This is a genomic window from Amycolatopsis sp. GM8, assembly GCF_021653975.1.
In the GTDB taxonomy this organism is placed as follows: domain Bacteria; phylum Actinomycetota; class Actinomycetes; order Mycobacteriales; family Pseudonocardiaceae; genus Amycolatopsis_E.
On the sequence record NZ_JAJKFK010000003.1, the window covers coordinates 423227 to 447681 of the forward strand.

Genomic DNA, 24455 nt, shown 5'->3' on the forward strand with positions numbered 1-24455 from the left:
ATGCGCCTCGCCACCTGGAACGTCAACTCGGTCACCGCGCGGCTACCCCGGTTGCTCGCCTGGCTGGAGTCCGCGAAACCGGACGTGGTGTGCCTGCAGGAGCTGAAGACGACCACCGAAGGCTTCCCGCCCGAGGTGGCCGGGCTCGGTTACGACGTCGCGGCCTACGGGACCGGGCGCTGGAACGGTGTGGCGATCCTGTCCCGGGCCGGTCTCGACGACGTGCGGCGCGGGCTGGTCGGCGAGCCCACCTACGAGGACGCCGCCGAGCCGCGCGCGATCGGCGCGACCTGCGGCGGCGTCCGGCTGTGGTCGGTGTACGTGCCCAACGGCCGCGAACCCGGCCACCCGCACTACGAGTACAAGCTGCGCTGGCTCGACGCCCTGCGCGCGACGGTGGTCGCGGAGTCGGCGGACCGGCCGTTCGCGCTGCTGGGCGACTTCAACATCGCCCCGGCCGACGACGACGTGTGGGACATCAGCCTGTTCGCCGACTCGACACACGTGACCGAACCCGAGCGCAAGGCGCTGGAAGCGTTGCGGGAAGCGGGTTTGCGCGACGTCGTGCCCCGCGCGCTCAAGTACGACAAGCCCTACACCTACTGGGACTACCGGCAGCTGGCGTTCCCCAACAACAACGGTATGCGCATCGATCTCGTGTACGGCAACGGCCCTTTCGCCGGCGCCGTCAGCGACGCGTACGTGGACCGCGAAGCGCGCAAGGGCAAGAGCCCGTCCGACCACGCACCCGTCGTGGTGGACCTGACGGTCTAGAAGATGTGCAACCCGCCGTCGACGTTGTAGGTCGCGCCGGTGATGAACCCCGCGTCCTCGCCCAGCAGGAACGCGATGAGCGCGGCGACGTCGGCGGGTGTGCCGACCCGGCCGACCGGCAGGTCACGCACCAGCTCGCGCTTGCGCCCGTCGCTCAGCGTCCCGCCCATGATGTCGGTGTCGATCGGCCCGGGTGACACGGCGTTGACGGTCACCCCGTGCTCGCCGATCTCCCGCGCGAGCGCGCGCGTGAACCCGAGCACGGCCGCCTTCGCCGCCGAGTAGGAGACCCGGCTGTACGTGCCGCCGCCCCGCTGCGCCGACACCGACGACACGCTGACCACCCGGCCGACCCCGTTCGTCACCATCGTGCGCGCGACCCGTTGTGTCAGCACGAAAAGCCCGCGGATGTCGATCGCGAACACCCGGTCCCACTCCGGCAGATCGAGTTCGAAGAACGGGACCGGCGAAGCGACCCCGGCGATGTTGGCCAGCCCGACGATCTGCGGCAACTCGGCCTCGACCCGGTCCACCGCAGCCTCGATCTCGTCCGGCCGCGCGAGATCCACGCCGACGCCGATCGCTTGCACCCCATGGGTTTTCGTCAGCGAGCGGGCGACCTCGCCGGCCCCCGCCGCGTCGATGTCCAGCACCGCCACCTGCCAGCCGCCGGCGGCGAGCCGGTCGGCCGTGACCCGGCCGATCCCCCGCGGCGACGCGCCACCGGTGACGATGGCGGTGCGGTCCGCGGGGAACGCGGTCACGGCTGCTGAGCCCAGGCCGCCTTGTGCAGCCGCCGCAGCGCACGGACGGCCTCGACGGCGCGGTCGCGGTCCACAGCCTGGATCGCGACGACGCCGGTGTACTCGTCCTCCGGCAGTTCGAGCCGCGCGAACGAGGTGCCGTCGGGGAAGCTGACCGACAGGACCTCGAGCCAGTTGTAGCGCCGGGTCAGGAAGATGACGTTGCGGACCTCGATGCCCTCGGCGTCGGCCCGCACCCGCGGCGTCGCGAACAGCAGCGCGCCGCCCGCCAGCACGATCCCGATGCCCACCATCGCGATCTGGTCGGACACCTCGAAGATCGCGCCCGTGTTGGATCCCCGCAGCAGCGCCGCGACCACCGAGAACGCGGCGACGAGGAACACCGCCATCACCACCGACACCCAGGTGGCCCGGTGCGGCCGGATGACGACGACGTCCTCGGCGGTCATGGTGCTCACGCGAACCCTTTCTCCGTCCACGGCTGCCGCAGCGAGCGCAGCACGCGCGCGGTGTCCAGCGCGGCTTGCGTCGCGTCGCGGCCCTTGTCCTCGGCCGAGCCCGGCAGCCCGGCGCGGTCCAGCGCCTGCTGCTCGGTCTCGCAGGTGAGCACCCCGTTGCCGATCGGGGTGCCCTCGTCGAGCGCGACCCTGGTCAGCCCAGCGGTCACCGCGTCGCAGACGTATTCGAAATGCGGCGTGCCACCACGGATGACCACGCCGAGCGCGACGACCGCGTCGTGGTCGCGGGCCAGCGCCTGCGCCACCACGGGCAGCTCCACGGCGCCGGCGACGCGCACGACCGTCGGCTCCTCCTTGAGCTTCGCCTCGGTCGCCGTCGCGATCGCGCGCTCCAGCAGGGCGTCGGTGATGGTGGCGTGCCAGCGGGTCGCGACGATCGCGAGCTTGAGGCCCTCGCAGTTGCTCAGGTCCAGCTCGACGTCCGGCCGTCCCTCGCCGCTCACGGCTGCTCCCCGTTCCCGTTCCGCACGTCGGCCGTGATCTGGTCGAGCTCCTCCAGGTTGGCCAGCTCGTGCCCCATCCGGTCACGCTTGGTACGCAGGTACCGGACGTTCTCCGGGTTCGGCGAGATCGGCAGCGGCACCCGGCCGGTCACCTTCAGCCCGTAACCCTCCAGGCCGATCCGCTTCGCCGGGTTGTTCGTCAGCAGCCGCATCGAGCGCACACCCAGGTCGCACAGGATCTGCGCGCCGGTGCCGTAGTCGCGCGCGTCGGCCGGGACGCCGAGCGCGAGGTTCGCGTCGACCGTGTCCGCGCCGAGATCCTGCAGCTGGTAGGCCTGCAGCTTGTGCAGCAGGCCGATACCGCGGCCCTCGTGCCCGCGGATGTAGAGGACGACACCGCGGCCCTCGTCGGCGATCGCCTGCAGCGCCGCGTCCAGCTGGGGCCCGCAGTCGCAGCGCAGCGACCCGAACACGTCACCGGTCAGGCATTCGGAGTGCACCCGGACCAGCATGTCCTCGCCGTCGCCGAGCTCGCCGTAGACGAACGCGATGTGCTCGATCCCGTCGAGCAGGCTGTCGTACCCGACCGCGCGGAAAGTCCCGGCCGCCAGCGGGATCCGGGCCTCGGCGACCCGTTCGACCTGCTTCTCGTGGCGGCGGCGGTAGGCGATCAGGTCCGCGATCGAGATGATCTGCAGATCGTGGTCGGCGGCGAACACCTCCAGCTCGTCGCGCCGCGCCATGTCCCCTTCGTCCTTCTGGGACACGATCTCGCACAGCACGCCCGCCGGCTGCAGGCCCGCCAGCCGCGCCAGGTCCACCGACGCCTCCGTGTGCCCCGGCCGCCGCAGCACGCCGCCTTCCTTGGCGCGCAACGGAACGACGTGCCCGGGGCGGCGGAAGTCGGTCGGCTGCGCCTTGGGGTCGGCCAGCAGCCGGATGGTGTGCGAACGGTCGGCGGCCGAGATACCGGTGCTGATGCCCTCCGCGGCGTCCACGGTCACGGTGTACGCGGTGCCGCGCACGTCCTGGTTCGTGTGGTACATCGGCGGCAGGTCGAGCCGGGCGCAGTCCTCCTCGGTGAGCGAGACGCACACATAGCCCGACGTGTAGCGGACCATGAAGGCCAGCAGCTCCGGCGTGGCCTTCTCGGCGGCGAAGATGAGGTCACCCTCGTTCTCGCGTTCCTCGTCGTCGACCACGATCACCGGACGACCGGCGGCCATGTCCGCGATCGCCCGCTGGATGCCGGCGGTGTCCACCGGCACCTCCGCACCACACGGTGTCCCTGAATTCACGGAACTCACGCGTCCTCCTCTAAGGCACCCGCTCCATTGTGCGCCGCGAGACCCGGCAGGTGCGCCGTGGCCAGCTTCTCGACGTACTTCGCGACGACGTCCACCTCGAGGTTGACCAGGTCACCCGGCTCCGCGCGGCCCAGCGTTGTCAACTCCAGTGTGGTCGGGATCAAGGCCACCGTGAACTCGTCGTTCGTCACACTCGCCACGGTGAGCGAGATCCCGTCGACCGCGATCGAGCCCTTCTCGACGACGTAACGCGCCAGGTGCGCGGGCAGCGTGAACCGGGTGAGCCCCTCGTCGTCCCTGGCCACGAACACGCCGGTGCCGTCGACGTGGCCCTGCATGATGTGCCCGCCGAGCCGGTCCCCGACCGCGGTCGCCCGCTCCAGGTTGACCCGGTCGCCGGTGGCGATCTTCGCCAGGCGCGAGCGCCGCAGCGTCTCGTGCACGACGTCCACGGTGAACTCGGCGCCGGACACCTCGACGACGGTCAGGCACACCCCGCTCACCGCGATCGAGTCGCCGTGCTTCGCGTCTCCCGTGACCACCGGGCCGCGCACGGTGAGCCGGGCCGCGTTGGGCAGCTCCTCGACCCCGGTGATCTCGCCGAGTTCCTCGACAATGCCGGTGAACACCGCGCCTCCTCTAATTCAGTGCTGTGCGTTGGCGGCGAGGTCGCGCAGCGCGGCGACGGCCTTGCCCGGGTCGGCCGCGCTGTAGACGGCGGAGCCCGCGACGAAGCAGTCGACCCCGGCCTCGGCGGCCTGTTCGATGGTGTCGGCGTTGATCCCGCCGTCGATCTCCACCAGCACGTTCAGGTGCCCGGTGTCGACCAGCCGCCGCGCGTCGCGGACCTTGCCGAGGACCTCGGCGATGAACGACTGCCCGCCGAACCCGGGTTCGACGGACATCACCAGCAGCGTGTCGTAGTGCTTGAGCGCGTCGAGGTGGTCTTCCAGCGGGGTGCCCGGCTTGACCGACAGCCCGGCCTTCGCCCCGGCGGCGCGCAGGTCCTTCGCGATCTTCACCGGGTCCTTCGCGGCCTCGGCGTGCACGGTGACGTTGTACGCGCCCGCCTCGGCGTACCCGATCGCCCAGCGGTCCGGGTCCTCGATCATCAGGTGGCAGTCCAGCGGCAGGTCGGTGGCCTTCAGCAACGACTGCACGACCGGCAGGCCCAGGGTCAGGTTGGGCACGAAATGCGCGTCCATCACGTCGACGTGCACCCAGTCGGCGCGGGTGTCGGCCCCGATTTCGCCGCCGCCCGCGACGGCGTGGATCTCCTCGCCCAGCCGGGCGAAGTCGGCGGACAGGATACTCGGCGCGATGAGAGGTCGGTGGGCCACGATTACGCAGTGTAGAAGGTCAATCCGGCAATGCTGTCAGTGCCGTCGACCACGGTTCCGCCAGCTGAGACACGTCCACCCCGGCCGAGGTCAGCGCGGCGAGATGAGCCCGCCACGCCGGGTGCCGGAACCGGGTGGGCTGGGTCTGATAGCGCACCGCGATCCGCACCCGCGGGTCGCCGAGGACATCGCCGAGCACGGTCAGCGCCTGGTTGTCGGCGATGCCGAGGGCGAGCTTCGCGACCGAGTTCGCGCTCGCGGGCGCGAACAGGAACACGTCCGGGTCCGGATGCGGGCGCGGCTGCCCCGGCAGCCGCGACTCGCTCCGCACGGCCAGATCGGTCAGCGCCTGCAGCTTCTCCCGCTCGCCGGAGTGCTCGAGCCAGCGCGCGGCGGTCGGGGTGAGCGTGATGGCCAGCCGCCAGCCTCGCGCGGCGGCGGGCTCCGCGAGTTCGGTGCGGAACCGCGTGTCGAGGCCGCCGCACGACGCGGCGACCAGGCCGAGCACCCTCACCGGCGGCGCAGGACCGCGCAGAACATGGCGTCGGTGCCGTGCCGGTGCGGCCACAGCTGCACGTACGGCCCGTCGCCGAGCTGCGGCACGCCGGGGAAGAACTCGCGGGCGTCGACGATCTCGGCCTTGCTGCGGCGCGCCGCGTCGTTCACCACACCCTCGGTCTCGGCGAGATGCGGCGAGCACACGACGTACGCCACGACACCGCCGGGGCGCACCAGGTCCAGCGCGGACGCGAGCAGCTGGCTCTGCAGCTTCGTCAGGTCCGCGACGTCGGAAGGCTGGCGCCGCCAGCGGGACTCGGGACGGCGGCGCAGCGAGCCGAGGCCGCTGCACGGCGCGTCCACGAGCACGCGGTCGAAGCCGGGTTCGAGGCCGGGTTCGCGCCCGTCCGCGACGTGCACGGTGACGGGCAGGCCCTCGGTGGCCTGCTCGACCAGCTTGGCGCGATGGGGAGCCTGCTCGACGGCGTCGACGCGGGCGCCGGAGATTTCGCCGAGCGCGCCCAGCAACGCGGCCTTCCCACCGGGGCCTGCACAGAGATCGAGCCAGCGCTCGTCGCCGCCTTCGAGCGGCACCCGGGTGAGGGCGACGGCGCACAGCTGGCTGCCCTCGTCCTGGACCGCGGCGATCTTGTCGCGCACCGGCTCCAGGTCGCCCGGGTCGCCGGTGCCCGCGGGCAGATGCACGCCGTAGGGCGAGTACGGCGCGACCTCGCCGCCGGAGACCGCGGCCAGCTCGTCGGCGCTGATCTCGCCGGGCCGGGCGACGAGGTGCACCTCGGGCCGGGTGTCGTCGGCCTTGAGCGCCGCTTCCAGTTCGGGTCCCTTGTCCCCCAGCGCTTCCGCGAAGGACCGTGCGATCCAGCGCGGGTGCGCCGTGCGCAGCGCGAGGTTGCCGATCGGGTCGGTGCCCGGGTCGGGGGCGATCTCATTGAGCCACGCGGCTTCGTCCTTTTCGGACACCTTGCGCAGCACGGCGTTCACGAAACCGGCGACATGCGATCCGCCCTCGAGGCGGGCCATGTTCACCATCGCGTCGACCGCGGCGTGCTCCGGGATCCGGGTGCGCAGCAGCTGGTAGGCACCGAGCCGCAGGCAGTCCAGCACCACACCGTCCACTGTGGACAGCGGGCGGTCGAGGCAGGCGGTGATGACCGCGTCGAGCAGGCCCTGGGCACGGCTGGTGCCGTAGGCAAGTTCCGTGGCCAGCGCGGCGTCGCGGCCGGTGAGCCTGCGCTGGCGCAGCATCTCCGGCAGCACCAGGTTGGCATACGCGTCGCGTTCGCGGACCGCGCGCAGCACCTCGAAGGCGGCGCGGCGGGCCGGGTCCTCATACGGCGGCGGCCGGCGCGGCCCCTCCTTGCGCGGGGCGGGCCGCCCGCGCTGCGGCCGCGACGGGCGGCGTTCGGGGCTCATGCGCGACACCCTCCCCTGCGGTGGTTGCCACAGGTCGGGCCTCCAGCAGTCATGACAGGCGCTCTCCTCGGTCGATCCTCGTTCCGCGCGCCCAGTCGGTGGCCGCCATCCGTTTCTTGCCCTGCGCCTGCACCTCGCCCAGCTGCACGGCCTGGGTCGCGGTGCCCGCGAGCACCCGCTTGCGCTCGGCGCGCAGCTCCCCCGGCGCCAGCCCGTTCTCGCCGGTCGGGGTCACCGGGCCGAGCTTGAAGCGCTCGCCGCGGAACTCCGCCCACGCGCCCGGTTCCGGTGTCACGGCCCGGATCCGGCGATCGAGCGCCACGGCCGGGTCGGCGAAGGACACGCGCGCGTCCTCGACGGTGACCTTGGGCGCGTAGCTGAGTCCGTCGTCCGGCTGCTCGACGGCCCCCACCGTGCCGTCCTCGATACCGTCCATTGTGGACACCAGAAGGCGCGCGCCGGACACGGAAAGCCGCTCCAGTAGTCCCCCGGCGGTGTCGGTGGCGCCGATCTTCTCGGTCACCACACCGTAGACCGGCCCGGCGTCGAGCTCCTTGACGATGCGGAACGTCGAGGCGCCGGTGATCTCGTCGCCGGCGCGGATCGCGGCCTGCACGGGGGCGGCGCCGCGCCAGGCGGGCAGCAGCGAGAAGTGGAGGTTGACCCAGCCCAGCCGCGGGATGTCGAGGGTGCGCTGCGGCAGCAGGGCACCGTAGGCGACGACCGGGCAGGCGTCGGGCGCGAGCTCGCGCAGGCGGTCGAGGAACTCGGGCGCCCCGGCCTTCTCGGGGGTGAGCACCTCGATTCCGTGCTCGTCCGCGAGCGCGCCGACGGGCGAACGCAGCAGCTTACGGCCGCGCCCGGCAGGCGCGTCAGGCCGCGTCACGACGGCGACGACGTCGTGACGGGGCGAGTCGATGAGCGCGCGCAGGGACGGCACCGCGGGCTCCGGCGTACCGGCGAACACGAGACGCATCACGCCACCCCGGAGACTTCGAACTGGGAGAACATCGCCGACCAGTCTATGGTGCGACGCCGGCCACTACTCCCGAAGGGGGACCGGCGATCCCTGGTTCGCGCCCGGGGATCGCCCATACTGGATTCGTGGACCGTTCGGCATTGGCTTCTTTCCTGCGCACCCGCCGCGACGCGCTGCAACCCGCGGACGTCGGGCTCCCGGCTGGCGCGCGGCGGCGGGCTCCGGGGCTGCGGCGGGACGAGGTCGCGGCGCTGGCCGCGATGTCGACCGACTACTACACGCGGCTCGAACAGCAGCGTGGCCCACAGCCGAGTGAGCACCTGCTGGCGGCGCTGGCGAGGGCGCTGCGGCTGACGAACAGCGAGCGGGACTACCTGTTCCGGATGGCCGGGCGGAACGCCCCGTCGGCGGTGTCGGGCGCGCCGCATGTGGCGCCCCCGTTGTTGCGTGTGCTGGACAGGCTTTGCGACACGCCCGCGCTGATCATTTCCTCGCTGGACGAGACGCTGGTGCAGAACCGGCTGGCGGAGGCACTCTTCGGCGACGAGTCGGGGTACACCGGTCTCGCCCGCAGCGGGATCTACCGGTGGTTCACCCAGCCGGACGCGCGGCGGCACTACCCCGAGGACGACCACGCCCGGCAAGGCCGCGCCATGGTCGCGAACCTGCGCGCCGCCTACGGCTCGATGGGCCCGCGGTCGCGCGCCGGCGAGCTCGTGCGGGCGCTCGAAAAGGCGAGCACGGAGTTCGCCGACCTGTGGGCGCGGCAGGAAGTGGCGCGTCGGTTCGAGGACCACAAGACGCTCATCCACCCGCAGCTGGGCCCGATCGAGCTGGACTGCCAGGCCCTGTTCACCGAGGACCAGTCGCAGGCACTGCTGGTGCTCACCGCTCCCCCGCGCTCGGAGGGATACGAGAAGCTGCAACTGCTGGCAGTCCTGGGCCACGAACGCTTCCCGGCCGGTTAAGGACCCGCGTCCGGACACGGTGGATCAGCGGAATGAGCAAGAACGGCAGGAACAACAAGAAACCGCCCAGCATCGAAGGCGGCAGCACGGTGAACAACGTCGAAAACAGCGAAGAGCTGGTCAGGAACGCCGCAGTCCATGATCCGGTTTTCTCGTAAGGACGAGCGATCACCCGGCCGGATCTGATCACGGCATGACCGAATCTCGCCCTCCAGCCGACCCCGGCGAACCGGGCACGTCCCGAGGATTTCTGTATCTCCAGAAGTTGCAGGGCACGACGCACCCGGCCACCCCGAGCTGCACCGTCGAAGCTCTCTGCTCGGATGCCGCAGCGAAGTTCATGGGCTCCGCAGAGCTGGTCCTGATGGACAGCTCCCGGCTGAGTTCTCGCATTCTCACCGGAGTGCGCAGCATGCGATCGTGAAGAAAACGGTTACACCGCCAGGCTCATCAGGCCGCCATCCTCGAGGTCGCGCCATTGCGGCTTGTGGCGACGACGAAGCCCGAAGAATCCCGCCACGCACCCGATGACACCGAGACCGAAAAAGGAGATTCCGACGAGCCACGCCGCGCCGCTGCCGAGCCAACCGAGAGATTTCATCGGCTCCCTTCCCGCCGGGAAGGCTAGATCAGCTCCAGTGGGTCCAGCTGCATCCGCACCGGGTCGGGTTCTTTGCGTGCCACCCGCTGGGCCTGGGCGGCGGCGAGCGCTGAGGCGAGGGCGCGGCCGTCGGACCGGGGTACGCGTACCAAGGCCCGCTCGCGGTCGGCGCGGCCCTCGTCGTCCACCGAGCCCAGCGGCACCGGGCCGAGGATCTCGCCGGAGGGGGGCAGCGCCAGCTCCGCCAGCAACGCCGCGACCGCCGAAGGGGTGCCTTCCAGGCTCGCCATCCGCACCGCGGGCGGGAAGCCCAGCTCCCGCCGCTCGGCCAGTTCGCGCTCGGCGTGCCAGGCCGGGTCCCACCGCACGAGCGCCTGCACCGCGGTCAGCGACGCGTCGGCGCCGACCACGATCCGGCCTCCCGCCGACGACGGGCGCACCAGCGCGGCGGCCGCCATCCAGCGGCGCAGGGTCTCTTCCGCGGCCCGCAGGTCCTGCCGCCCGAGCAGCGCCCAGCCATCGAGCAGCAGCGCGGCGCCGTACCCGTCCTCGGCGACCGGCTCCGCCCCGGGCGTGCACACCACCAGCGCGGGCCGCGCGGGCACGGTCGCCAGCACCTCCTGCGCCCCCGACGTCCGCACCGCGACCCCGGGGAACGCGCGCCCCAGCTCCTCGGCCGTCCGCTTCGAGCCGACGACCACGGCCCGCAGCCGCACGGAACCGCAACTGGGACAACGGAAATTGCCTTCCGGGGCACCGCACCACCGGCAGTGCGGCGGCTGCCCGTCGCTCAGCGCCAACGGGCCGGCGCACCGGCGGCAGTGCGCGGGCGTCCGGCACTGCGCACACGCCAGCGCCGGCACGTACCCCCGCCGCGGCACCTGTACGAGCACCGGCGCCTCGGCGGACAGCGCCTGCCGCGCCGCCTCGAACGCAACCGCGGGCAGCCGCGCCACCCGCGCGGCCTCGTCCCGCGCGACGTCGAAGTCCTCGCCCACAGGCGTCACCCGCGGCGCGGCCTTCCGCAGGTCCTCCCGCGACGGGACCACGGCGTGCGCCCAGCCCGACTCGACGAGCAGCTGGGCCTCGGCGGTCCGCGCGAACCCGGCGATCACGAGCGACGCCTTGTCCGCGTGTGCCCGCAGCGTCAGCACATCCCGCACCTGCGGGTACGGCATATGCGGGTCGACGTGCAGATCGTCGCCGTCGTCCCAGACCACGAACAGCCCGGGGTCGGCGACCGGCGCGAACATCGTGGCGCGCGTGCCGACCACGATCGGCGCCGAACCCCGCGACACGGCGAGCCACCGCCGGTACCGCTCGGCGGGCCCGAGATCGGCGGACAGCGCGACCACCGCGTCGTTCCCGGCGAGCGCCACGCACGCCCCGTGCACGCGCGCGAGGTCACGCTGGTCCGGCACGACGAGCACCGCGCCGCGGCCCCCGGCGGCCACCACTACCGCCGCCTCGGCCAGCCGCGCCGGCCAGTCCTCCCCCGGCAGCGCCTGCCACACGGCATGCGCCTGCCGGTTCCCGCGCAAGGCTTCGAGGAACGCCGCACCCCGCTGGTAGCGCGCCCAGCCCGCGTCGCCCACAGCGACGGACACCGAGGCCCGCGGACGCGGCGGCTCGGCCTCGGCCTTGGCGTGCCGCGGCGGGATCGCCAGCCGCAGCACGTCGATCAGGGTGCCGCCGTAGCGTTCGGCCACGGTGCGCGCGAGCGCCGCGAGCCGCGGGCCGAGCACCGGCTCGGCGGACGTGACGCGTTCCAGGAACGCCAGTCGCCCGGTGTGCTCGGTGGTGCCGGCCCGCTCGATCAGGAACCCGTCGACCAGCTGCCCGGCGAACCGGACGCGCACCCGGGCACCGGGCACGGCGTCCGCGTCGAACTTCTCCGGTACCTGGTAGTCGAACGTGCGGTCCAGGTGCGCCAGCTGCACGTCCACGACGATCCGGGCGATCGGATCGGCCGCGGCCGGCTGCTGCTGTCCCTTGCGTGCGGCTTTCGGTTTGCCCTTGGCCGGTTTCCCCGCGCGCGGCAGATCCCAGAGGGCGGCAGTTTCGGTGCCCTCAGGCACCGGCGGCGCTGCGCAGCGCGTCGACGCGGTCGGTCGACTCCCACGGCAGGCTCAGCTCGGGGCGGCCGAAATGCCCGTACGCCGAGGTCTGCGCGTAGATCGGGCGCAGCAGGTCGAGGTCGCGGATGATCGCGGCCGGGCGCAGGTCGAACACCTGGGTGATCGCGCCCTGGATCTTCGACGGGTCGACGGTCTCGGTGCCGAACGTCTCCACGAACAGCCCGACCGGCGAGGCCTTGCCGATCGCGTACGCGACCTGCACCTCGACCCGCGACGCCAGCCCGGCGGCCACCACGTTCTTGGCGACCCAGCGCATCGCGTACGCCGCCGAGCGGTCCACCTTCGACGGGTCCTTGCCGGAGAACGCGCCGCCGCCGTGGCGGGCCATCCCGCCGTAGGTGTCCACGATGATCTTGCGACCGGTCAGCCCGGCGTCACCCATCGGGCCGCCGACCACGAACCGGCCGGTGGGGTTCACCAGCAGCCGCACGTCGGTGCTGTCCAGCTCCAGCTTGCCGAGTTCCGGCGCCACGACCTGCTCGCGGATGTCGACGCCGAGCATCGAGTCCAGGTCGATGCCGTCGGCGTGCTGGCTGGAAACGACGACGGTGTCCAGCCGCACGGCCTGCTCGCCGGCGTACTCGATGGTCACCTGCGTTTTGCCGTCCGGGCGCAGGTACGGCAGCACCCCGTCCTTGCGGACCTGGGTCAGCCGCTGCGAGAGCCGGTGCGCCAGCGCGATCGGCAACGGCATCAGCTCGGGCGTGTCACTGCACGCGTAGCCGAACATCAGCCCCTGATCGCCCGCACCCTGCCGGTCCAGTTCGTCCAGCGCGCTCTCCAGCCGCGACTCGTACGCGGTGTTCACGCCCTGTGCGATGTCCGGCGACTGCGACCCGATCGCGACGTTCACGCCGCACGAGTTGCCGTCGAACCCCTTGGCCGAGGAGTCGTAGCCGATGTCGAGGATCTTCTCCCGCACGATCGTCGGGATGTCCGCGTACGCGTCGGTGGTCACTTCACCGGCGACGTGCACCTGCCCCGTGGTGATCATCGTCTCCACCGCGACCCGGCTCCGCGGGTCCTTCGACAGCAGCGCGTCGAGCACCGAGTCACTGATCGCGTCGCAGATCTTGTCCGGATGACCTTCGGTCACGGATTCCGACGTGAACAACCTGCGGGTCGAGTCGGTCACGGTGCTCGTCACATCCCATCGTTCGAGGACAACCGGGTCCAGCCTAACCAGGCGGGCCGCTACTCCTCGATGAAGTCTGCCACCGCGTCCCACAGGGTGGCCGCCAGCTGTGATTTCGACCCGAGCGGAATCGGGCGTTCGGTGCCATCGGCGGACAGCAGCCAGCCGGCGTTGTCCTCCACCTCGAACGCCCTGCCGTCCCCGACGGCGTTGACGACCAGCAGATCGCATCCCTTGCGCTTGAGCTTGGCGCGCGCGTGGTCGAGCACGCTGCCCTGCTCATCGCCGGTTTCGGCGGCGAACCCGACGATCGCCTGCCCCGGTTTCCGGTGCGCGACCAGCTCGGCGAGGATGTCCGCGTTGCGTTCCAGGGTGACCGCGGGATCGGGCCGGTCATCGGATTTCTTTATCTTGTGATCAGCGCGCGTCGCCGGCCGGAAGTCGGCCACGGCGGCGGCCATCACCACGACGTCCGCGGTCTCGGCGGCCTCGCGCACCGCGACCCGCATCTCCTCGGCGGTCGAGACGTGGCGGAGGTCGGTCCCGGCCGGAGCGGGCAGGTCGGCCGTGTGCCCGGCGACGAGCGTCACCTGGGCACCCCGCTGCGCGGCGACCCGGGCCAGCGCGTAGCCCTGCTTGCCCGACGACCTGTTGCCCAGGTAGCGCACGGGATCCAGCGGTTCACGGGTGCCGCCCGCGGAGACCACGACGCGCCGCCCTTCGAGATCGCGCGGCAGCGCGCCCGGCACCGCGAGCAGCAGGCGGGCGAGGTCGACGATCTCGGCCGGGTCGGCCAGGCGCCCCTTGCCGGTGTCGGCGCCGGTCAGCCGGCCCGCCGCGGGCTCGGCGACGACGGCGCCGCGGGAACGCAGCAGCGCGACGTTGTCCCGGGTGGCCGGGTGCTCCCACATCTCGGTGTGCATCGCCGGGAAGAACGCGACCGGGCAGCGCGCGGTGAGCAGCGTGTTCGTCAGCAGGTCACCGGCGAGGCCGTGCGCGGCACGGGCGAGCAGGTCGGCGGTCGCGGGGACCACCAGGACCAGCTCGGCCTCCTTGCCCACGCGCACGTGCTGCACCTCGGGCACCTCGGTGAACACGCCCGTGTGCACCGGATGCCCGGACAGCGCTTCGAACGTGGCCGCGCCGACGAAGTTCAGCGCCGCCTCGGTGGGCACGACGCGCACGTCGTGGCCCGACTCGGTGAGGCCGCGCAGCACCTCACAGGCCTTGTAGGCGGCGATGCCGCCGCCCACGCCCAGGACGACCCGGGGCTTGTCACTCACCTTCGGTGTGCTCGAGCAGGCTGCCGTGGATCTCGCGCAGCGCGATCGACAGCGGCTTCTCGCGCGGGCCCGGCTCGACCAGCGGGCCGACGTACTCGAGCAGGCCCTCGCCGAGCTGGGCGTAGTAGTCGTTGATCTGGCGGGCCCGCTTGGCGGCGTAGATCACCAGTGCGTACTTGGAGCTGACCTTGGCCAGCAGGTCGTCGATCGGCGGGTTGGTGATGCCTTCGAGCTCTTCACCATGGGTACCCAGCGCTGAGGTCACTCGTGTTGCTCCCGAATCATGAGAAGTCAGGCTTTCGAAGTCAGTTCGAAAGGTCACTGTTCATCAAGTCTAACAACTGCCGTGCGGCTTCTCGCACGTCGGCGTTGACGACCCGCGCTTCGAACTCCCCCGCCGCGGCCAGTTCGCGCTCGGCCTCGGCGAGGCGGGCCCGCACGGCCTCCTCCTCTTCGGTGCCGCGGCCGGTGAGCCGGCCGACCAGCTCGTCCCAGGACGGCGGCATCAGCATCACCAGCCGGGCGCCGGGCATCGCCTCGCGGATCTGGCGGGCGCCCTGCAGCTCGATCTCGAGCACCGCGGGCCTGCCGTCCGCCAGCGCCCGTTCGACGGGCAACCGGGGGGTGCCGTAGCAGTTGCCGGCGAACTCGGCGTGTTCCAGCAGCTCACCGGCCCCGACCATCTTGTCGAACATGGGCCGGTCGATGAAGTGGTAGTGCGCCCCGTCGACCTCGCCCGGCCGGGGCCGGCGGGTGGTGACGGAGACACTGAAGTAGATGTCCGGGTCCATCCGCCGCAACTCGCTGACGACGCTGGACTTACCCACCCCGGAAGGACCCGAGACGACGGTGAGCCGGCGCCTGGGACGCTGCCCCGGAGCCGGCTCACCGTGCGTCGCACGGCCGGTCGGACCGGCCGCTGCCACGTGGTCGTCGTGTGTGTCGCTCACTCGCCGTTGAACTCGGCCAGCAGCGCCTTGCGCTGCCGGTCACCAAGGCCGCGGAGCCGCCGGCTCGGCGCGATCTCCAGGCGTTCCATCGTCTGCTGAGCACGCTTCTTGCCGACGCCGGGGAGGGCCTCGAGCAGGGCGGACACCTTCATCTTGCCGAGAACCTCGTCCTCGTCCGCCTGCTTGAGCACGTCGGTGAGAGTGGTACCGCCCCGCTTGAGGCGTTCCTTGAGCTCGGCACGGGCACGACGGGCGGCAGCGGCCTTCTCCAGCGCTGCCTTGCGCTGTTCCTCGGTCAGCTGGGGAAGTGCCACGTTTTCCTCCGTAGTACTCAAAATTCCGGGTGGGTGACGCGACGGTACCCACCCCCGGGTACCCGCCACAATGCGGGGGTGGCCGGTCAGTTCCCGGTCCGGGGCCTGATATTAACCCTCCCGCGGGCTGCCGTCCCCGGTTCCGGAAACACTCTCCGGTCCGGCCGCCGGGCCACCGCTCACGTAATGGACGACTGGATCTCGCGTACCGCCGCGCGCAGCGCCGCGGGATCCGGTCCACGGCGCAGGAGGTCCCTCGACGATGCCGGGAGCACACCCGGGAGCCCTTCGCCGAACAGCGCCCGCAGATCGCTCACGGTGGCTCCCTGGGCGCCGAAACCGGGCGCCAGGACGGGCCCGTTCAGGGCGCTCAGGTCCAGCTCGCCGGGGGTGACGGTGGCCCCGACGACCACCCCGGCGTCGCCGAGCACGGGCACGCCCTCGTTCACCGCCGCGGCCTCGTCCACTATGGACTGCGCTACAGTCTTTCCGTTGGGCAGCAACGCGTTCTGCACCGCCGCGGCCTCCGGATTGGAGGTCCGGGCGAGCACGAACACGCCCCGGCCCTCGGCGCGCGCGGTCTCGATCGCGGGGGCGAGCGAGCCGAACCCGAGATACGGCGAGATCGTCACCGCGTCGGCCGCGAGCGGGCTGTGACCGTTCAGATACGCGGCGGCGTACGCGCCCATGGTGGAGCCGATGTCGCCGCGTTTGACGTCCAGCAGGACGAGCGCGCCGGCGTCCTGGGCGTGGGCGATCACCCGCTCCAGGACGGCGATCCCCGGGGCTCCGTACGCCTCGAAAAACGCCGATTGGGGCTTGATCACGGCCGTTTCGGGCGCAAGCACGTCCGTCGCGGCAAGCGCGAACTTTTCCAGTCCGGACACATTCCGGGGCAGGTCCCAGGCGTCGAGAAGCCCTGGATGCGGGTCGATTCCGGCGCACAACGCGCCCCGTTCCCGGATTTTGCCCGCCAACCTTCGCCCGAACGGAGCAGTCAACGATGCCTGACCGTTTCCCGGGACTGCCCGTGCGGTCATGACCGCGCCCGCAGCGAGGCCTGCAGATCCTGCAGGGAGCGGACCCCGATCTCACCCCTGATGAGCGCCTCGATGCCGTGCACCGCGGCCGCCGCGCCCTGCACGGTGGTGATGCACGGGATGTCGCGCGACACCGCGGCGGTGCGGATCTCGTAGCCGTCGATCCGGGGCCCGCTGTTGCCGTACGGGGTGTTGATGACCATGTTCACCCCGCCCGCCAGGATCACGTCGACGATGTTCGGGCCGGGCGGGATCGAGGTGTCAGCAGCATCCTCGCTGTGCTTGCGCACCTCGGTGCAGGCGATGCCGTTGCGCCGGAGCACCTCGGCGGTGCCGGACGTCGCGAGGATCTCGAAACCCAGGTCGGCCAGCCGCTTGACCGGGAACACCAGCGCCCGCTTGTCCCGGTTGGCCACCGACACGAACACCTTGCCCTTGGTGGGCAGCGACCCGTAGGCAGCGGCCTGCGACTTCGCGAACGCCTCGCCGAACGAGGTGTCCACGCCCATCACCTCGCCCGTCGATTTCATCTCCGGCCCGAGCAGCGAGTCCACCCCCTTGCCTTCCGGGGTGCGGAAGCGGTGGAAGGGCAGCACGGCCTCCTTGACCGCGACCGGCGAGTCCGCGGGCAGGTGCCCGCCGTCGCCCTCGGCGGGCAGCAGGCCGCGCGTGCGCAGGTCCTTGATCGTCGAGCCGGTCATGATCAGCGCGGCCGCCTTGGCCAGCTGCACGCCGGTCGCCTTGGACACGAACGGCACCGTGCGGGAGGCCCGGGGGTTGGCTTCGAGGACGTAGAGCACGTCGTCCTTGAGCGCGTACTGGACGTTGAGCAGGCCACGCACGCCGACGCCGCGGGCGATCGCCTCGGTGGAGACGCGCACGGTCTCCACGTCGTGGCGGCCGAGGGTGATGGGGGGCAGGGCGCACGAGGAGTCGCCGGAGTGGATGCCGGCCTCCTCGATGTGCTCCATCACTCCGCCCAGGTACAGCTCTTCGCCGTCGAAGAGCGCGTCGACGTCGATCTCGATGGCGTCGTCGAGGAAGCGGTCCACCAGCACCGGGTGCTCGGGCGTGACCTCGGTGGCGCGCTGGATGTAGCCGGCCAGTGACTGCTCGTCGTACACGATCTCCATGCCGCGGCCGCCCAGTACATAGGACGGGCGGACGAGCACCGGGTAGCCGATCTCGTCGGCGATCCGCTTGGCGCCCTCGAAGGAGGTCGCGGTGCCGTACTTGGGTGCGGGCAGCCCGGCGTCGCCCAGCACCTCGCCGAACGCGCCACGCTCCTCGGCCAGGTGGATGGCCTCCGGCGGGGTGCCGACGATGGGCACCCCGGCATCGGCGAGGCGTTTGGCCAGCCCCAGCGGGGTCTGCCCGCCCAGCTGCACGATCACCCCGGCCACGGTGCCCGAGGTCTGCTCGGAGTAGACGACTTCGAGCACGTCCTCGAAGGTCAGCGGCTCGAAGTAGAGGCGGTCGGAGGTGTCGTAGTCGGTGGACACCGTCTCCGGGTTGCAGTTGACCATGACGGCCTCGAACCCGGCCTCGCGCAGCGCGATCGCCGCGTGCACGCACGAGTAGTCGAACTCGATGCCCTGGCCGATCCGGTTGGGCCCGGACCCGAGGATGAGCACCTTCGGCTTCTCGCGCTGCGGCGTGACCTCCGATTCGGCGGCGTCGGCGTCCGATTCGTAGGCGGAGTAGTGGTACGGCGTCTTCGCGGCGAACTCGGCCGCGCAGGTGTCGACCGTCTTGAACACCGGGCGGACGTGCAGCCGGTGCCGCAGCGTGCGCACCCCGTCCTCGCCGGCCAGCTCCGGCCGCAGCGCGGCGATCTGCTGGTCGGACAGGCCGGTTCGCTTCGCTTCGCGCAGCAGGTCGGCGTCGAGCACCGGAGCGTCGCGCACCTGGGCACCGACCTCGCCGATGAGGGCGATCTGGTCGATGAACCACGGGTCCAGCCCGCTGGCCTCGTGCACCTGCTGATACGTCGCACCGAGCCGCAGCGCGCGCTCGACCGCGTACAAGCGGCCGTCGTGGGGGGTGCGCAGCGCGTCTAGGGTGTTCTCGAGCGTCGCGTCGTCCGGATCGGGGCGGGTCCAGAACCCGGCGGCCTTCGTGTCGATGGACCGCATCGCCTTGCCCAGCGCCTCGGGGAAGCTGCGGCCCAGCGCCATCGCCTCGCCGACACTCTTCATCGTGGTGGTCAGCTGCGGGTCCGCGCCGGGGAACTTCTCGAAGGCGAACCGCGGCACCTTCACCACGACGTAGTCCAGGCTCGGCTCGAACGACGCCGGGGTCTCGCCGGTGATGTCGTTCGGGATCTCGTCGAGGGTGTAGCCGATGGCGAGCTTCGCGGCGATCTTGGCGATCGGGAAGCCGGTGGCCTTCGACGCGAGCGCGGACGAACGGGACACCCGCGGGTTCATCTCGATCACGACCATCCGCCCGTCGCGCGGGTCGATCGCGAACTGGATGTTGCAGCCGCCGGTGTCCACGCCGACCGCGCGCAGCACGGCGATCCCGACGTCACGCATGTGCTGGTACTCGCGGTCGGTCAAGGTCATCGCCGGGGCGACGGTCACCGAGTCGCCGGTGTGCACGCCCATCGCGTCGATGTTCTCGATCGAGCAGATCACCACCACGTTGTCGTGGCGGTCGCGCATCAGCTCGAGCTCGTACTCCTTCCAGCCGAGCACGCTCTCCTCGATGAGCACCTCGGTCACCGGCGATTCGGCCAACCCGACCGACGCGAGCCGCTCCAGCTCGTCGGGCGTGTGCGCCATCCCGGAACCGAGCCCGCCCATGGTGAACGACGGCCGGATCACGACCGGCAGCCCGAGGTCGGCGACGGTCTCGCGCACCTCGTCCATCGAATGGCAGACCTTGCTGCGCGGCACCTCGGCGCCGATTTCGCGGACGATGTCCTTGAACTTCTGCCGGTCCTCACCGCGCTGAATCGCGTCGATGTCGGCACCGATCAGCTCGACGCCGTACTTCTCCAGCACACCGCGCTCGTGCAGGGCGACGGCCGTGTTGAGCGCGGTCTGCCCGCCGAGGGTCGCGAGCACCGCGTCCGGCCGTTCGGCCGCGATGACCTTCTCCACGAAGTCCGCGGTGACCGGCTCGATGTAGGTGGCGTCGGCGAACTCCGGGTCGGTCATGATCGTCGCCGGGTTCGAGTTGACGAGGCTGACCCGCAGGCCCTCCTCCCGCAGCACCCGGCAGGCCTGGGTGCCGGAGTAGTCGAACTCGGCGGCCTGCCCGATCACGATCGGGCCGGACCCGATGACGAGCACGTGCTCGATGTCTGTCCGTTTCGGCATCAGCTGGCTTTCTCCATCAGTTGCACGAATTCGTCGAACAGCGGCGCCGCGTCGTGCGGGCCGGCCGCCGCTTCGGGGTGGTACTGCACCGAGAACGCGGGCACGTCGGCGCAGCGCACGCCCTCGACGGTGCCGTCGTTCGGGCAGTAGTGGCTGATCTTCGCGGCGCCGAAGGGCGAGTCGAAGATCTGGCCCGGCTCGCCTTCCAGGGCGAACCCGTGGTTCTGCGCGGTGATCGCGACCTTCCCGGTGTCGGTGTCGATGACCGGGATGTTGATGCCGCGGTGCCCGTAGCGCATCTTGTAGGTCTCCAGCCCCAGCGCGCGGCCGAGGATCTGGTTGCCGAAGCAGATGCCGAACAGCGGGATCTCGCGGCGCAGCGTCTCGCCGGTCAGCGCGATCGCGTGCGCCTGGGTCTCCGGGTCGCCCGGGCCGTTGGACAGGAACACCCCGTCCGGCTCGACCGCCAGCAGGTCGTCGATCGTGCTCGCCGCGGGCAGCACGTGCACCTCGATCCCGCGGCGGCTCAGCTGCCGCGGGGTGTTGGCCTTGATGCCCAGATCCAGCGCCGCCACCCGGAACCGCCGCTCCCCCTGCGCCGCGACCACGTACGGCTGAGCGGTGGTGACCTCGCCGGCCAGGTCCGCGCCCTTCATGGGCGGGCTCGCCAGCACCTCGTTCACCATCGAGTCCACATCGGCCAGCGCGTCGCCGGAGAACACCCCGGACCGCATCGCGCCGCGCTCGCGCAGGTGCCGGGTCAGCGTCCGGGTGTCCACTCCGGACACCCCGACGATCCCTTGCCGCACAAGCTCTTCGTCCAGCGAACGGCGCGAGCGCCAGTTCGACGGGGTCCGTGCCGGGTCGCGCACCACGTAGCCGCGCACCCAGATCCGGGCCGACTCGTCGTCCTCGTCGTTCCACCCGGTGTTGCCGATCTGCGGCGCCGTCTGCACCACGATCTGCCCGCAGTAGGACGGATCGGTCAGCGTCTCCTGGTAACCGGTCATCCCGGTGCAGAACACCGCCTCGCCCAGCGACCGGCCCGGCGCCCCGTACGCGGAGCCACGGAACACCCGGCCGTCCTCCAAGACCAGCGCGGCTGGCGTCCTCACTGGGCCCCTCCCTTGATCTCACTGCTCAGGCCTTCGATCCACTGTGGATAGTCACCGTGGTCGTCCCCGCGGAACCCCGTGTCCAGTTCCACCTCGCCGAGGCGCCACCGGATGATCAGCAGGCTGTCGGTGCCCATCACCTTCCCGGCGATCGCGCTGCCGCGGCGGACCTCGGTGATCGCGTCCCGCGGGATCCAGAACCCGGGCGCGCCCGCGCGGTCGACCTCGACCCCGCCGGAGTAGCTGCGCAGCACCGCCCGGCCGCGCAGGCCCGTGCCGCGGGTGACGATCCGGTTCTGCCAGTCGTCCGCGGTGGTGGTGCTGACGTAGAGGCCCGTCGCCGTCAGGTCCGGCTCGCCCGGTTCGTCGGGCACCGGCGGGAACGGCGGCACGAGAACGCTCTGCGATCGTGCCCTTCGCCGCCAGCCCAGCCGCATGCCCCACACGGCGAGCAGGAAGAAGACCAGCACGACGAGGACCAAGATGAAGCGTTCCATTACCCAATCTTCCCTTCACGCGCGGTGATACGCCCGCGCAGCAGCGTGAGTGTCACCACGCCCGGCAGCCGCATCCCCTCATACGGGGTGTTGGCCGCGAGGCTCGCGAGCTCCGCGCCCCGGACCGTCCAGGCGGCGTCCGGGTCGACCAGCACCAGGTTCGCGGGCTCGCCGGTGACCAGCGGGCGGCCCTGATCGGGCAGCCCCGCGATCTCCGCCGGCCGCTCGCTCATCACGCGGGCCACCCCGCGCCAGTCGAGCAGGCCCGTGGCGACCATGGTTTCGGTGACCACCGACAGTGCGGTCTGCAGCCCGAGCATGCCGGGCTTCGCGGCCGCCCACTCGCAGTCCTTGTCCTGCACCGGATGCGGCGCGTGGTCGGTGGCGACGCAGTCGATGACGCCCTCGGCCAGCGCGGCGCGCAGCCGTGCCGCGTCCCCGCCCGTGCGCAGCGGCGGGTTGACTTTGTTGACCGGGTCGTAGGTGGCCAGCCGCTCGTCGGTGAGCAGCAGGTGATGCGGCGTGACCTCGGCGGAAATGAACCCCGGGCCCTGCCTGTTCTTCGCCCAGCGCAGCACGTCGACGGTGCCCGCCGTGGAGACGTGACAGACGTGCAGCCGGGCCCCGGCGTGCTGGGCCAGCAGGCAGTCCCGCGCGACGATCGACTCCTCGGCCGAGGCGGGCCAGCCCGCGTACCCGAGCCGCGACGCGATCTCGCCTTCGTGTGCCTGCGCCCCGACGGTGAGCCGGGGCTCCTCGGCGTGCTGCGCGATCACCGCGTTCAGCGCCGTCGAGTACTCCAGCGCGCGCCGCATGATCAGCGGGTCGGCCACGCAGTGCCCGTCGTCGGAGAACATCCGCACCCCGGCCGCGGACTTGGCCATCGTCCCCAGCTCGGCGAGCTTCTCGCCGTTCAGGCCGACCGTCACCGCGCCGACCGGGTGTACGTCGACCAGCCCGGTCTCGCGGCCGCGCCGCCACACGTGCTCGACGACCACCGCGTTGTCGGCGACCGGATCGGTGTTGGCCATGGCGAATACGGCGGTGTACCCGCCGAGCGCCGCGGCGGCCGAGCCGGTTTCGATCGTCTCGGCGTCCTCGCGGCCGGGTTCGCGCAGGTGGGTGTGCAGGTCGACGAAACCGGGCAGCAGCACCTGGCCCGCGGCGTCGATCACCTCGGCGTCCTCGGGCGGCTCGACCGAGCCGATGGCGCTGATGAGCCCATCGGCGACCAGGACGTCGACCGGATCGCCCTCGCCGTAGAGCCGGGCACCCCTGATCAGCACACTCACTTCTCGTCCTCCCCCGCCAGCAGGTGGTACAGCACGGCCATCCGCACGTGCACCCCGTTGCGGACCTGTTCGGTGATCGCCGACGACGGCGCGTCGGCCACCGCCGAGGCGATCTCCATCCCGCGTAGCATCGGCCCCGGGTGCAGCACCACGGCATGCTCGGGCAGCATCTTCAGCCGCTGCTCGCTGAGCCCGTAGGCGATCGAGTACTCGCGTGCCGACGGAAAGAACCCGCCGTGCATCCGCTCCGCCTGCACCCGCAGCATCATCACCGCGTCCACTCCCGGCAGCTCCGCGTCCAGTTCGTGCGAGACCGTCACCGGCAGCGCCTCGACCCCGGGCGGCAGCAGTGTCGGCGGCGCGACCAGCACCACCTCGGCGCCGAGCGCGGTCAGCAGGTGGATGTTCGAGCGCGCGACCCGGCTGTGCAGCACGTCGCCGACGATCGCGACCCGGCGGCCGTCCAGCGTCCCGAGCCGTTCCCGCAGGGTCGCCGCGTCGAGCAGCGCCTGCGTCGGGTGCTCGTGCATCCCGTCCCCGGCGTTGACGACCGCGGTGCCCGCCTCGTCGAGCCAGCCCGCGAGCCGCTGGGCGGCACCCGAGGCCGGGTGCCGGATGATCACACAGTCCGCGCCCGCCGCGGCGAGCGTCAGCGCGGTGTCGCGCAGCGACTCGCCCTTGCTCACCGACGACGCGCTCGACGACACGTTGATCACGTCGGCGCTCATCCACTTCCCCGCGATCTCGAACGAGACCCGGGTGCGAGTGGAGTTCTCGTAGAACAGCGTGATCACGGTGCGGCCGCGCAGCGTCGGCAGCTTGCGCACCTCGCGGCCGAGCAGCGTCCGCTTCAGCTCGTCGGCGGTGTCGAGCACCGCGGTGGCGAGCGCGGGCTCCAGCCCGTCGGTGGCCAGCAGGTGCTTCATACGCTTTCCCCCTTTCCCCGCAGCACCACGGCATCCCGTCCGTCCACTTCGGACACCAGCACGTGCACCTCTTCCGCACGGGAGGTGGGCACGTTCTTGCCCACGTAGTCGGCCCGGATCGGGAACTCGCGGTGCCCCCGGTCCACCAGCACCGCCAGTTGCACCGAGCGGGGGCGGCCGTGATCGCGCAGGGCGTCGAGGGCGGCGCGCACGGTGCGGCCGGAGAACAGCACGTCGTCGACCAGGATCACCACCCGGTCGTCGATACCGGTGACGGGCAGCTGGGTCGAGGCGAGCGGACGCGGCGGGCGGCGGCGCAGATCGTCGCGGTAGAGCGTGATGTCCAGGGCGCCGGTCGGCGGCGCGACACCGGCGAACTCGGCGATCCGCGCGGCCAGCCGGTCGGCCAGCGGGGTGCCGCGGGTGGGGATCCCGAGTAACACGGGCAGATCACCCGATTCGGCACCCAATGCGGTCTTCTCGATGACCTGATGGGCCATTCGGGCGATGGTGCGCGCGACGTCGCCAGAGGAGAGCAGTTCCCGCTCGCCGTCCGGCTCCGCCGCGCCACGAGGGCGTGACGCCACGGCAGACTCCTTCCCCGCCTCACGGGACGGGCCTTAAAGGATGTCGACTCCCTGCTTGGCCAGGAAATCTGCTTGACAATAACAGGCGGTGCCGGGCGGCTGAGCGGGTGGTATGCACCCCTCCCGGGGCAGCAATTGCTTGACCTGGTGACGACAATGCGTAACCATTACTCTGAGTATTCAGTGCGGCAGTCCCGGGACGGTCCGCCCGACCGGCTGGGCGAGG

The 24455-nt window shown here is 71.6% G+C and carries 26 protein-coding genes; 3 read left to right on the plus strand and 23 right to left on the minus strand.

Annotated features, from left to right (window positions below):
- Positions 1-774 (plus strand): exodeoxyribonuclease III, encoded by a 774-nt coding sequence (locus tag LOZ83_RS15200; protein ID WP_236791236.1) that lies wholly within the window; start codon positions 1-3, stop codon positions 772-774.
- Here the strand turns inward: LOZ83_RS15200 and LOZ83_RS15205 are convergent.
- The 9 genes from LOZ83_RS15205 to fmt are packed head-to-tail and all read right to left on the minus strand — an operon-like array spanning position 771 to position 8054.
- Complete coding sequence (locus tag LOZ83_RS15205; RefSeq protein ID WP_236791237.1) at positions 771-1538, minus strand: SDR family NAD(P)-dependent oxidoreductase; 768 nt, start codon at positions 1536-1538, stop codon at positions 771-773. The two genes, LOZ83_RS15200 and LOZ83_RS15205, sit on opposite strands and share 4 nt — an antisense overlap.
- Positions 1535-1987 (minus strand): PH domain-containing protein, encoded by a 453-nt coding sequence (locus tag LOZ83_RS15210; RefSeq protein ID WP_236792090.1) that lies wholly within the window; start codon positions 1985-1987, stop codon positions 1535-1537. Before LOZ83_RS15210 ends, LOZ83_RS15205 begins: the two co-directional genes overlap by 4 nt.
- 5 nt (positions 1988-1992) lie before the next feature.
- Complete coding sequence (ribH, locus tag LOZ83_RS15215) at positions 1993-2499, minus strand: 6,7-dimethyl-8-ribityllumazine synthase (protein ID WP_236791238.1); 507 nt, start codon at positions 2497-2499, stop codon at positions 1993-1995.
- Positions 2496-3767, minus strand: coding sequence for a bifunctional 3,4-dihydroxy-2-butanone-4-phosphate synthase/GTP cyclohydrolase II (locus tag LOZ83_RS15220; protein WP_308190241.1), 1272 nt, complete (start codon positions 3765-3767; stop codon positions 2496-2498). Before LOZ83_RS15220 ends, ribH begins: the two co-directional genes overlap by 4 nt.
- Positions 3768-3802: 35 nt before the next feature.
- Positions 3803-4435, minus strand: a complete 633-nt coding sequence (locus tag LOZ83_RS15225) for a riboflavin synthase (RefSeq protein ID WP_236791239.1) — start codon at positions 4433-4435, stop codon at positions 3803-3805.
- Between the two features lie 15 nt (positions 4436-4450).
- Complete coding sequence (rpe, locus tag LOZ83_RS15230; RefSeq protein ID WP_236791240.1) at positions 4451-5146, minus strand: ribulose-phosphate 3-epimerase; 696 nt, start codon at positions 5144-5146, stop codon at positions 4451-4453.
- A 19-nt stretch (positions 5147-5165) separates the two neighbouring features.
- Positions 5166-5660: a flavoprotein gene (locus tag LOZ83_RS15235; protein ID WP_236791241.1), complete on the minus strand. Its 495-nt coding sequence runs from the start codon at positions 5658-5660 to the stop codon at positions 5166-5168.
- Positions 5657-7078, minus strand: a complete 1422-nt coding sequence (locus tag LOZ83_RS15240; RefSeq protein ID WP_236791242.1) for an RsmB/NOP family class I SAM-dependent RNA methyltransferase — start codon at positions 7076-7078, stop codon at positions 5657-5659. Before LOZ83_RS15240 ends, LOZ83_RS15235 begins: the two co-directional genes overlap by 4 nt.
- 49 nt (positions 7079-7127) lie before the next feature.
- Positions 7128-8054, minus strand: coding sequence for a methionyl-tRNA formyltransferase (gene fmt, locus LOZ83_RS15245; protein WP_236791243.1), 927 nt, complete (start codon positions 8052-8054; stop codon positions 7128-7130).
- Between the two features lie 128 nt (positions 8055-8182).
- Here fmt and LOZ83_RS15250 point away from each other — a divergent pair, with 128 nt between their 5' ends.
- Both LOZ83_RS15250 and LOZ83_RS39795 read left to right on the plus strand, forming a co-directional pair.
- Complete coding sequence (locus tag LOZ83_RS15250) at positions 8183-9025, plus strand: helix-turn-helix transcriptional regulator (protein WP_236791244.1); 843 nt, start codon at positions 8183-8185, stop codon at positions 9023-9025.
- 32 nt (positions 9026-9057) lie between these two features.
- Positions 9058-9183 (plus strand): hypothetical protein, encoded by a 126-nt coding sequence (locus LOZ83_RS39795; RefSeq protein WP_255823894.1) that lies wholly within the window; start codon positions 9058-9060, stop codon positions 9181-9183.
- Between the two features lie 275 nt (positions 9184-9458).
- Here the strand turns inward: LOZ83_RS39795 and LOZ83_RS15255 are convergent, their stop codons facing one another.
- The 14 genes from LOZ83_RS15255 to pyrR form a co-directional block, all read right to left on the minus strand.
- Positions 9459-9626 (minus strand): hypothetical protein, encoded by a 168-nt coding sequence (locus LOZ83_RS15255; RefSeq protein WP_236791245.1) that lies wholly within the window; start codon positions 9624-9626, stop codon positions 9459-9461.
- A 23-nt stretch (positions 9627-9649) separates the two neighbouring features.
- Complete coding sequence (locus LOZ83_RS15260) at positions 9650-11704, minus strand: primosomal protein N' (RefSeq protein WP_374202667.1); 2055 nt, start codon at positions 11702-11704, stop codon at positions 9650-9652.
- Positions 11697-12899, minus strand: coding sequence for a methionine adenosyltransferase (metK, locus tag LOZ83_RS15265; protein ID WP_236792093.1), 1203 nt, complete (start codon positions 12897-12899; stop codon positions 11697-11699). The genes LOZ83_RS15260 and metK overlap by 8 nt, the downstream gene beginning before the upstream one ends.
- Positions 12900-12958: 59 nt before the next feature.
- The gene (gene coaBC / locus LOZ83_RS15270; protein WP_236791246.1) at positions 12959-14182 is read right to left on the minus strand and encodes a bifunctional phosphopantothenoylcysteine decarboxylase/phosphopantothenate--cysteine ligase CoaBC; all 1224 of its coding nucleotides are present in this window, start codon (positions 14180-14182) and stop codon (positions 12959-12961) included.
- Complete coding sequence (gene rpoZ, locus LOZ83_RS15275) at positions 14175-14447, minus strand: DNA-directed RNA polymerase subunit omega (protein ID WP_236791247.1); 273 nt, start codon at positions 14445-14447, stop codon at positions 14175-14177. The genes coaBC and rpoZ overlap by 8 nt, the downstream gene beginning before the upstream one ends.
- 40 nt (positions 14448-14487) lie before the next feature.
- Entirely contained in the window at positions 14488-15132 is a 645-nt protein-coding gene (gene gmk, locus LOZ83_RS15280) for a guanylate kinase (RefSeq protein ID WP_236791248.1), read from the minus strand.
- A complete protein-coding gene (gene mihF / locus LOZ83_RS15285; RefSeq protein WP_236791249.1) occupies positions 15129-15446 on the minus strand; it encodes an integration host factor, actinobacterial type in 318 nt (105 codons plus the stop codon). Before mihF ends, gmk begins: the two co-directional genes overlap by 4 nt.
- Before the next feature lie 179 nt (positions 15447-15625).
- The gene (gene pyrF / locus LOZ83_RS15290; RefSeq protein ID WP_236791250.1) at positions 15626-16486 is read right to left on the minus strand and encodes an orotidine-5'-phosphate decarboxylase; all 861 of its coding nucleotides are present in this window, start codon (positions 16484-16486) and stop codon (positions 15626-15628) included.
- Positions 16483-19812: a carbamoyl-phosphate synthase large subunit gene (gene carB / locus LOZ83_RS15295; RefSeq protein ID WP_236791251.1), complete on the minus strand. Its 3330-nt coding sequence runs from the start codon at positions 19810-19812 to the stop codon at positions 16483-16485. The genes pyrF and carB overlap by 4 nt, the downstream gene beginning before the upstream one ends.
- Positions 19812-20927, minus strand: coding sequence for a glutamine-hydrolyzing carbamoyl-phosphate synthase small subunit (gene carA / locus LOZ83_RS15300; protein WP_236791252.1), 1116 nt, complete (start codon positions 20925-20927; stop codon positions 19812-19814). Before carA ends, carB begins: the two co-directional genes overlap by 1 nt.
- Positions 20924-21424 carry a transporter gene (locus LOZ83_RS15305; protein ID WP_236791253.1) on the minus strand — a complete coding sequence of 167 codons (501 nt, stop codon included), beginning with the start codon at positions 21422-21424 and terminating at the stop codon, positions 20924-20926. Before LOZ83_RS15305 ends, carA begins: the two co-directional genes overlap by 4 nt.
- Positions 21424-22716 (minus strand): dihydroorotase, encoded by a 1293-nt coding sequence (locus LOZ83_RS15310; RefSeq protein WP_236791254.1) that lies wholly within the window; start codon positions 22714-22716, stop codon positions 21424-21426. Before LOZ83_RS15310 ends, LOZ83_RS15305 begins: the two co-directional genes overlap by 1 nt.
- Positions 22713-23642, minus strand: coding sequence for an aspartate carbamoyltransferase catalytic subunit (locus LOZ83_RS15315; RefSeq protein ID WP_236791255.1), 930 nt, complete (start codon positions 23640-23642; stop codon positions 22713-22715). The genes LOZ83_RS15310 and LOZ83_RS15315 overlap by 4 nt, the downstream gene beginning before the upstream one ends.
- Positions 23639-24229 (minus strand): bifunctional pyr operon transcriptional regulator/uracil phosphoribosyltransferase PyrR, encoded by a 591-nt coding sequence (gene pyrR / locus LOZ83_RS15320; protein ID WP_236791256.1) that lies wholly within the window; start codon positions 24227-24229, stop codon positions 23639-23641. The genes LOZ83_RS15315 and pyrR overlap by 4 nt, the downstream gene beginning before the upstream one ends.
- Positions 24230-24455 lie beyond the last annotated feature (226 nt).

What these genes read in the sequence shown, in the direction of transcription:
- LOZ83_RS15200 (WP_236791236.1), top strand. Translation starts at nt 1, where the DNA reads ATGCGCCTCGCCACCTGGAACGTCAACTCGGTCACCGCGCGGCTACCC.
- LOZ83_RS15210 (WP_236792090.1), bottom strand. Translation starts at nt 1,987, where the DNA reads ATGACCGCCGAGGACGTCGTCGTCATCCGGCCGCACCGGGCCACCTGG.
- LOZ83_RS15240 (WP_236791242.1), bottom strand. Translation starts at nt 7,078, where the DNA reads ATGAGCCCCGAACGCCGCCCGTCGCGGCCGCAGCGCGGGCGGCCCGCC.
- fmt (WP_236791243.1), bottom strand. Translation starts at nt 8,054, where the DNA reads ATGCGTCTCGTGTTCGCCGGTACGCCGGAGCCCGCGGTGCCGTCCCTG.
- LOZ83_RS39795 (WP_255823894.1), top strand. Translation starts at nt 9,058, where the DNA reads ATGAGCAAGAACGGCAGGAACAACAAGAAACCGCCCAGCATCGAAGGC.
- LOZ83_RS15255 (WP_236791245.1), bottom strand. Translation starts at nt 9,626, where the DNA reads ATGAAATCTCTCGGTTGGCTCGGCAGCGGCGCGGCGTGGCTCGTCGGA.
- pyrF (WP_236791250.1), bottom strand. Translation starts at nt 16,486, where the DNA reads ATGACCGCACGGGCAGTCCCGGGAAACGGTCAGGCATCGTTGACTGCT.
- carB (WP_236791251.1), bottom strand. Translation starts at nt 19,812, where the DNA reads ATGCCGAAACGGACAGACATCGAGCACGTGCTCGTCATCGGGTCCGGC.
- LOZ83_RS15305 (WP_236791253.1), bottom strand. Translation starts at nt 21,424, where the DNA reads ATGGAACGCTTCATCTTGGTCCTCGTCGTGCTGGTCTTCTTCCTGCTC.
- LOZ83_RS15315 (WP_236791255.1), bottom strand. Translation starts at nt 23,642, where the DNA reads ATGAAGCACCTGCTGGCCACCGACGGGCTGGAGCCCGCGCTCGCCACC.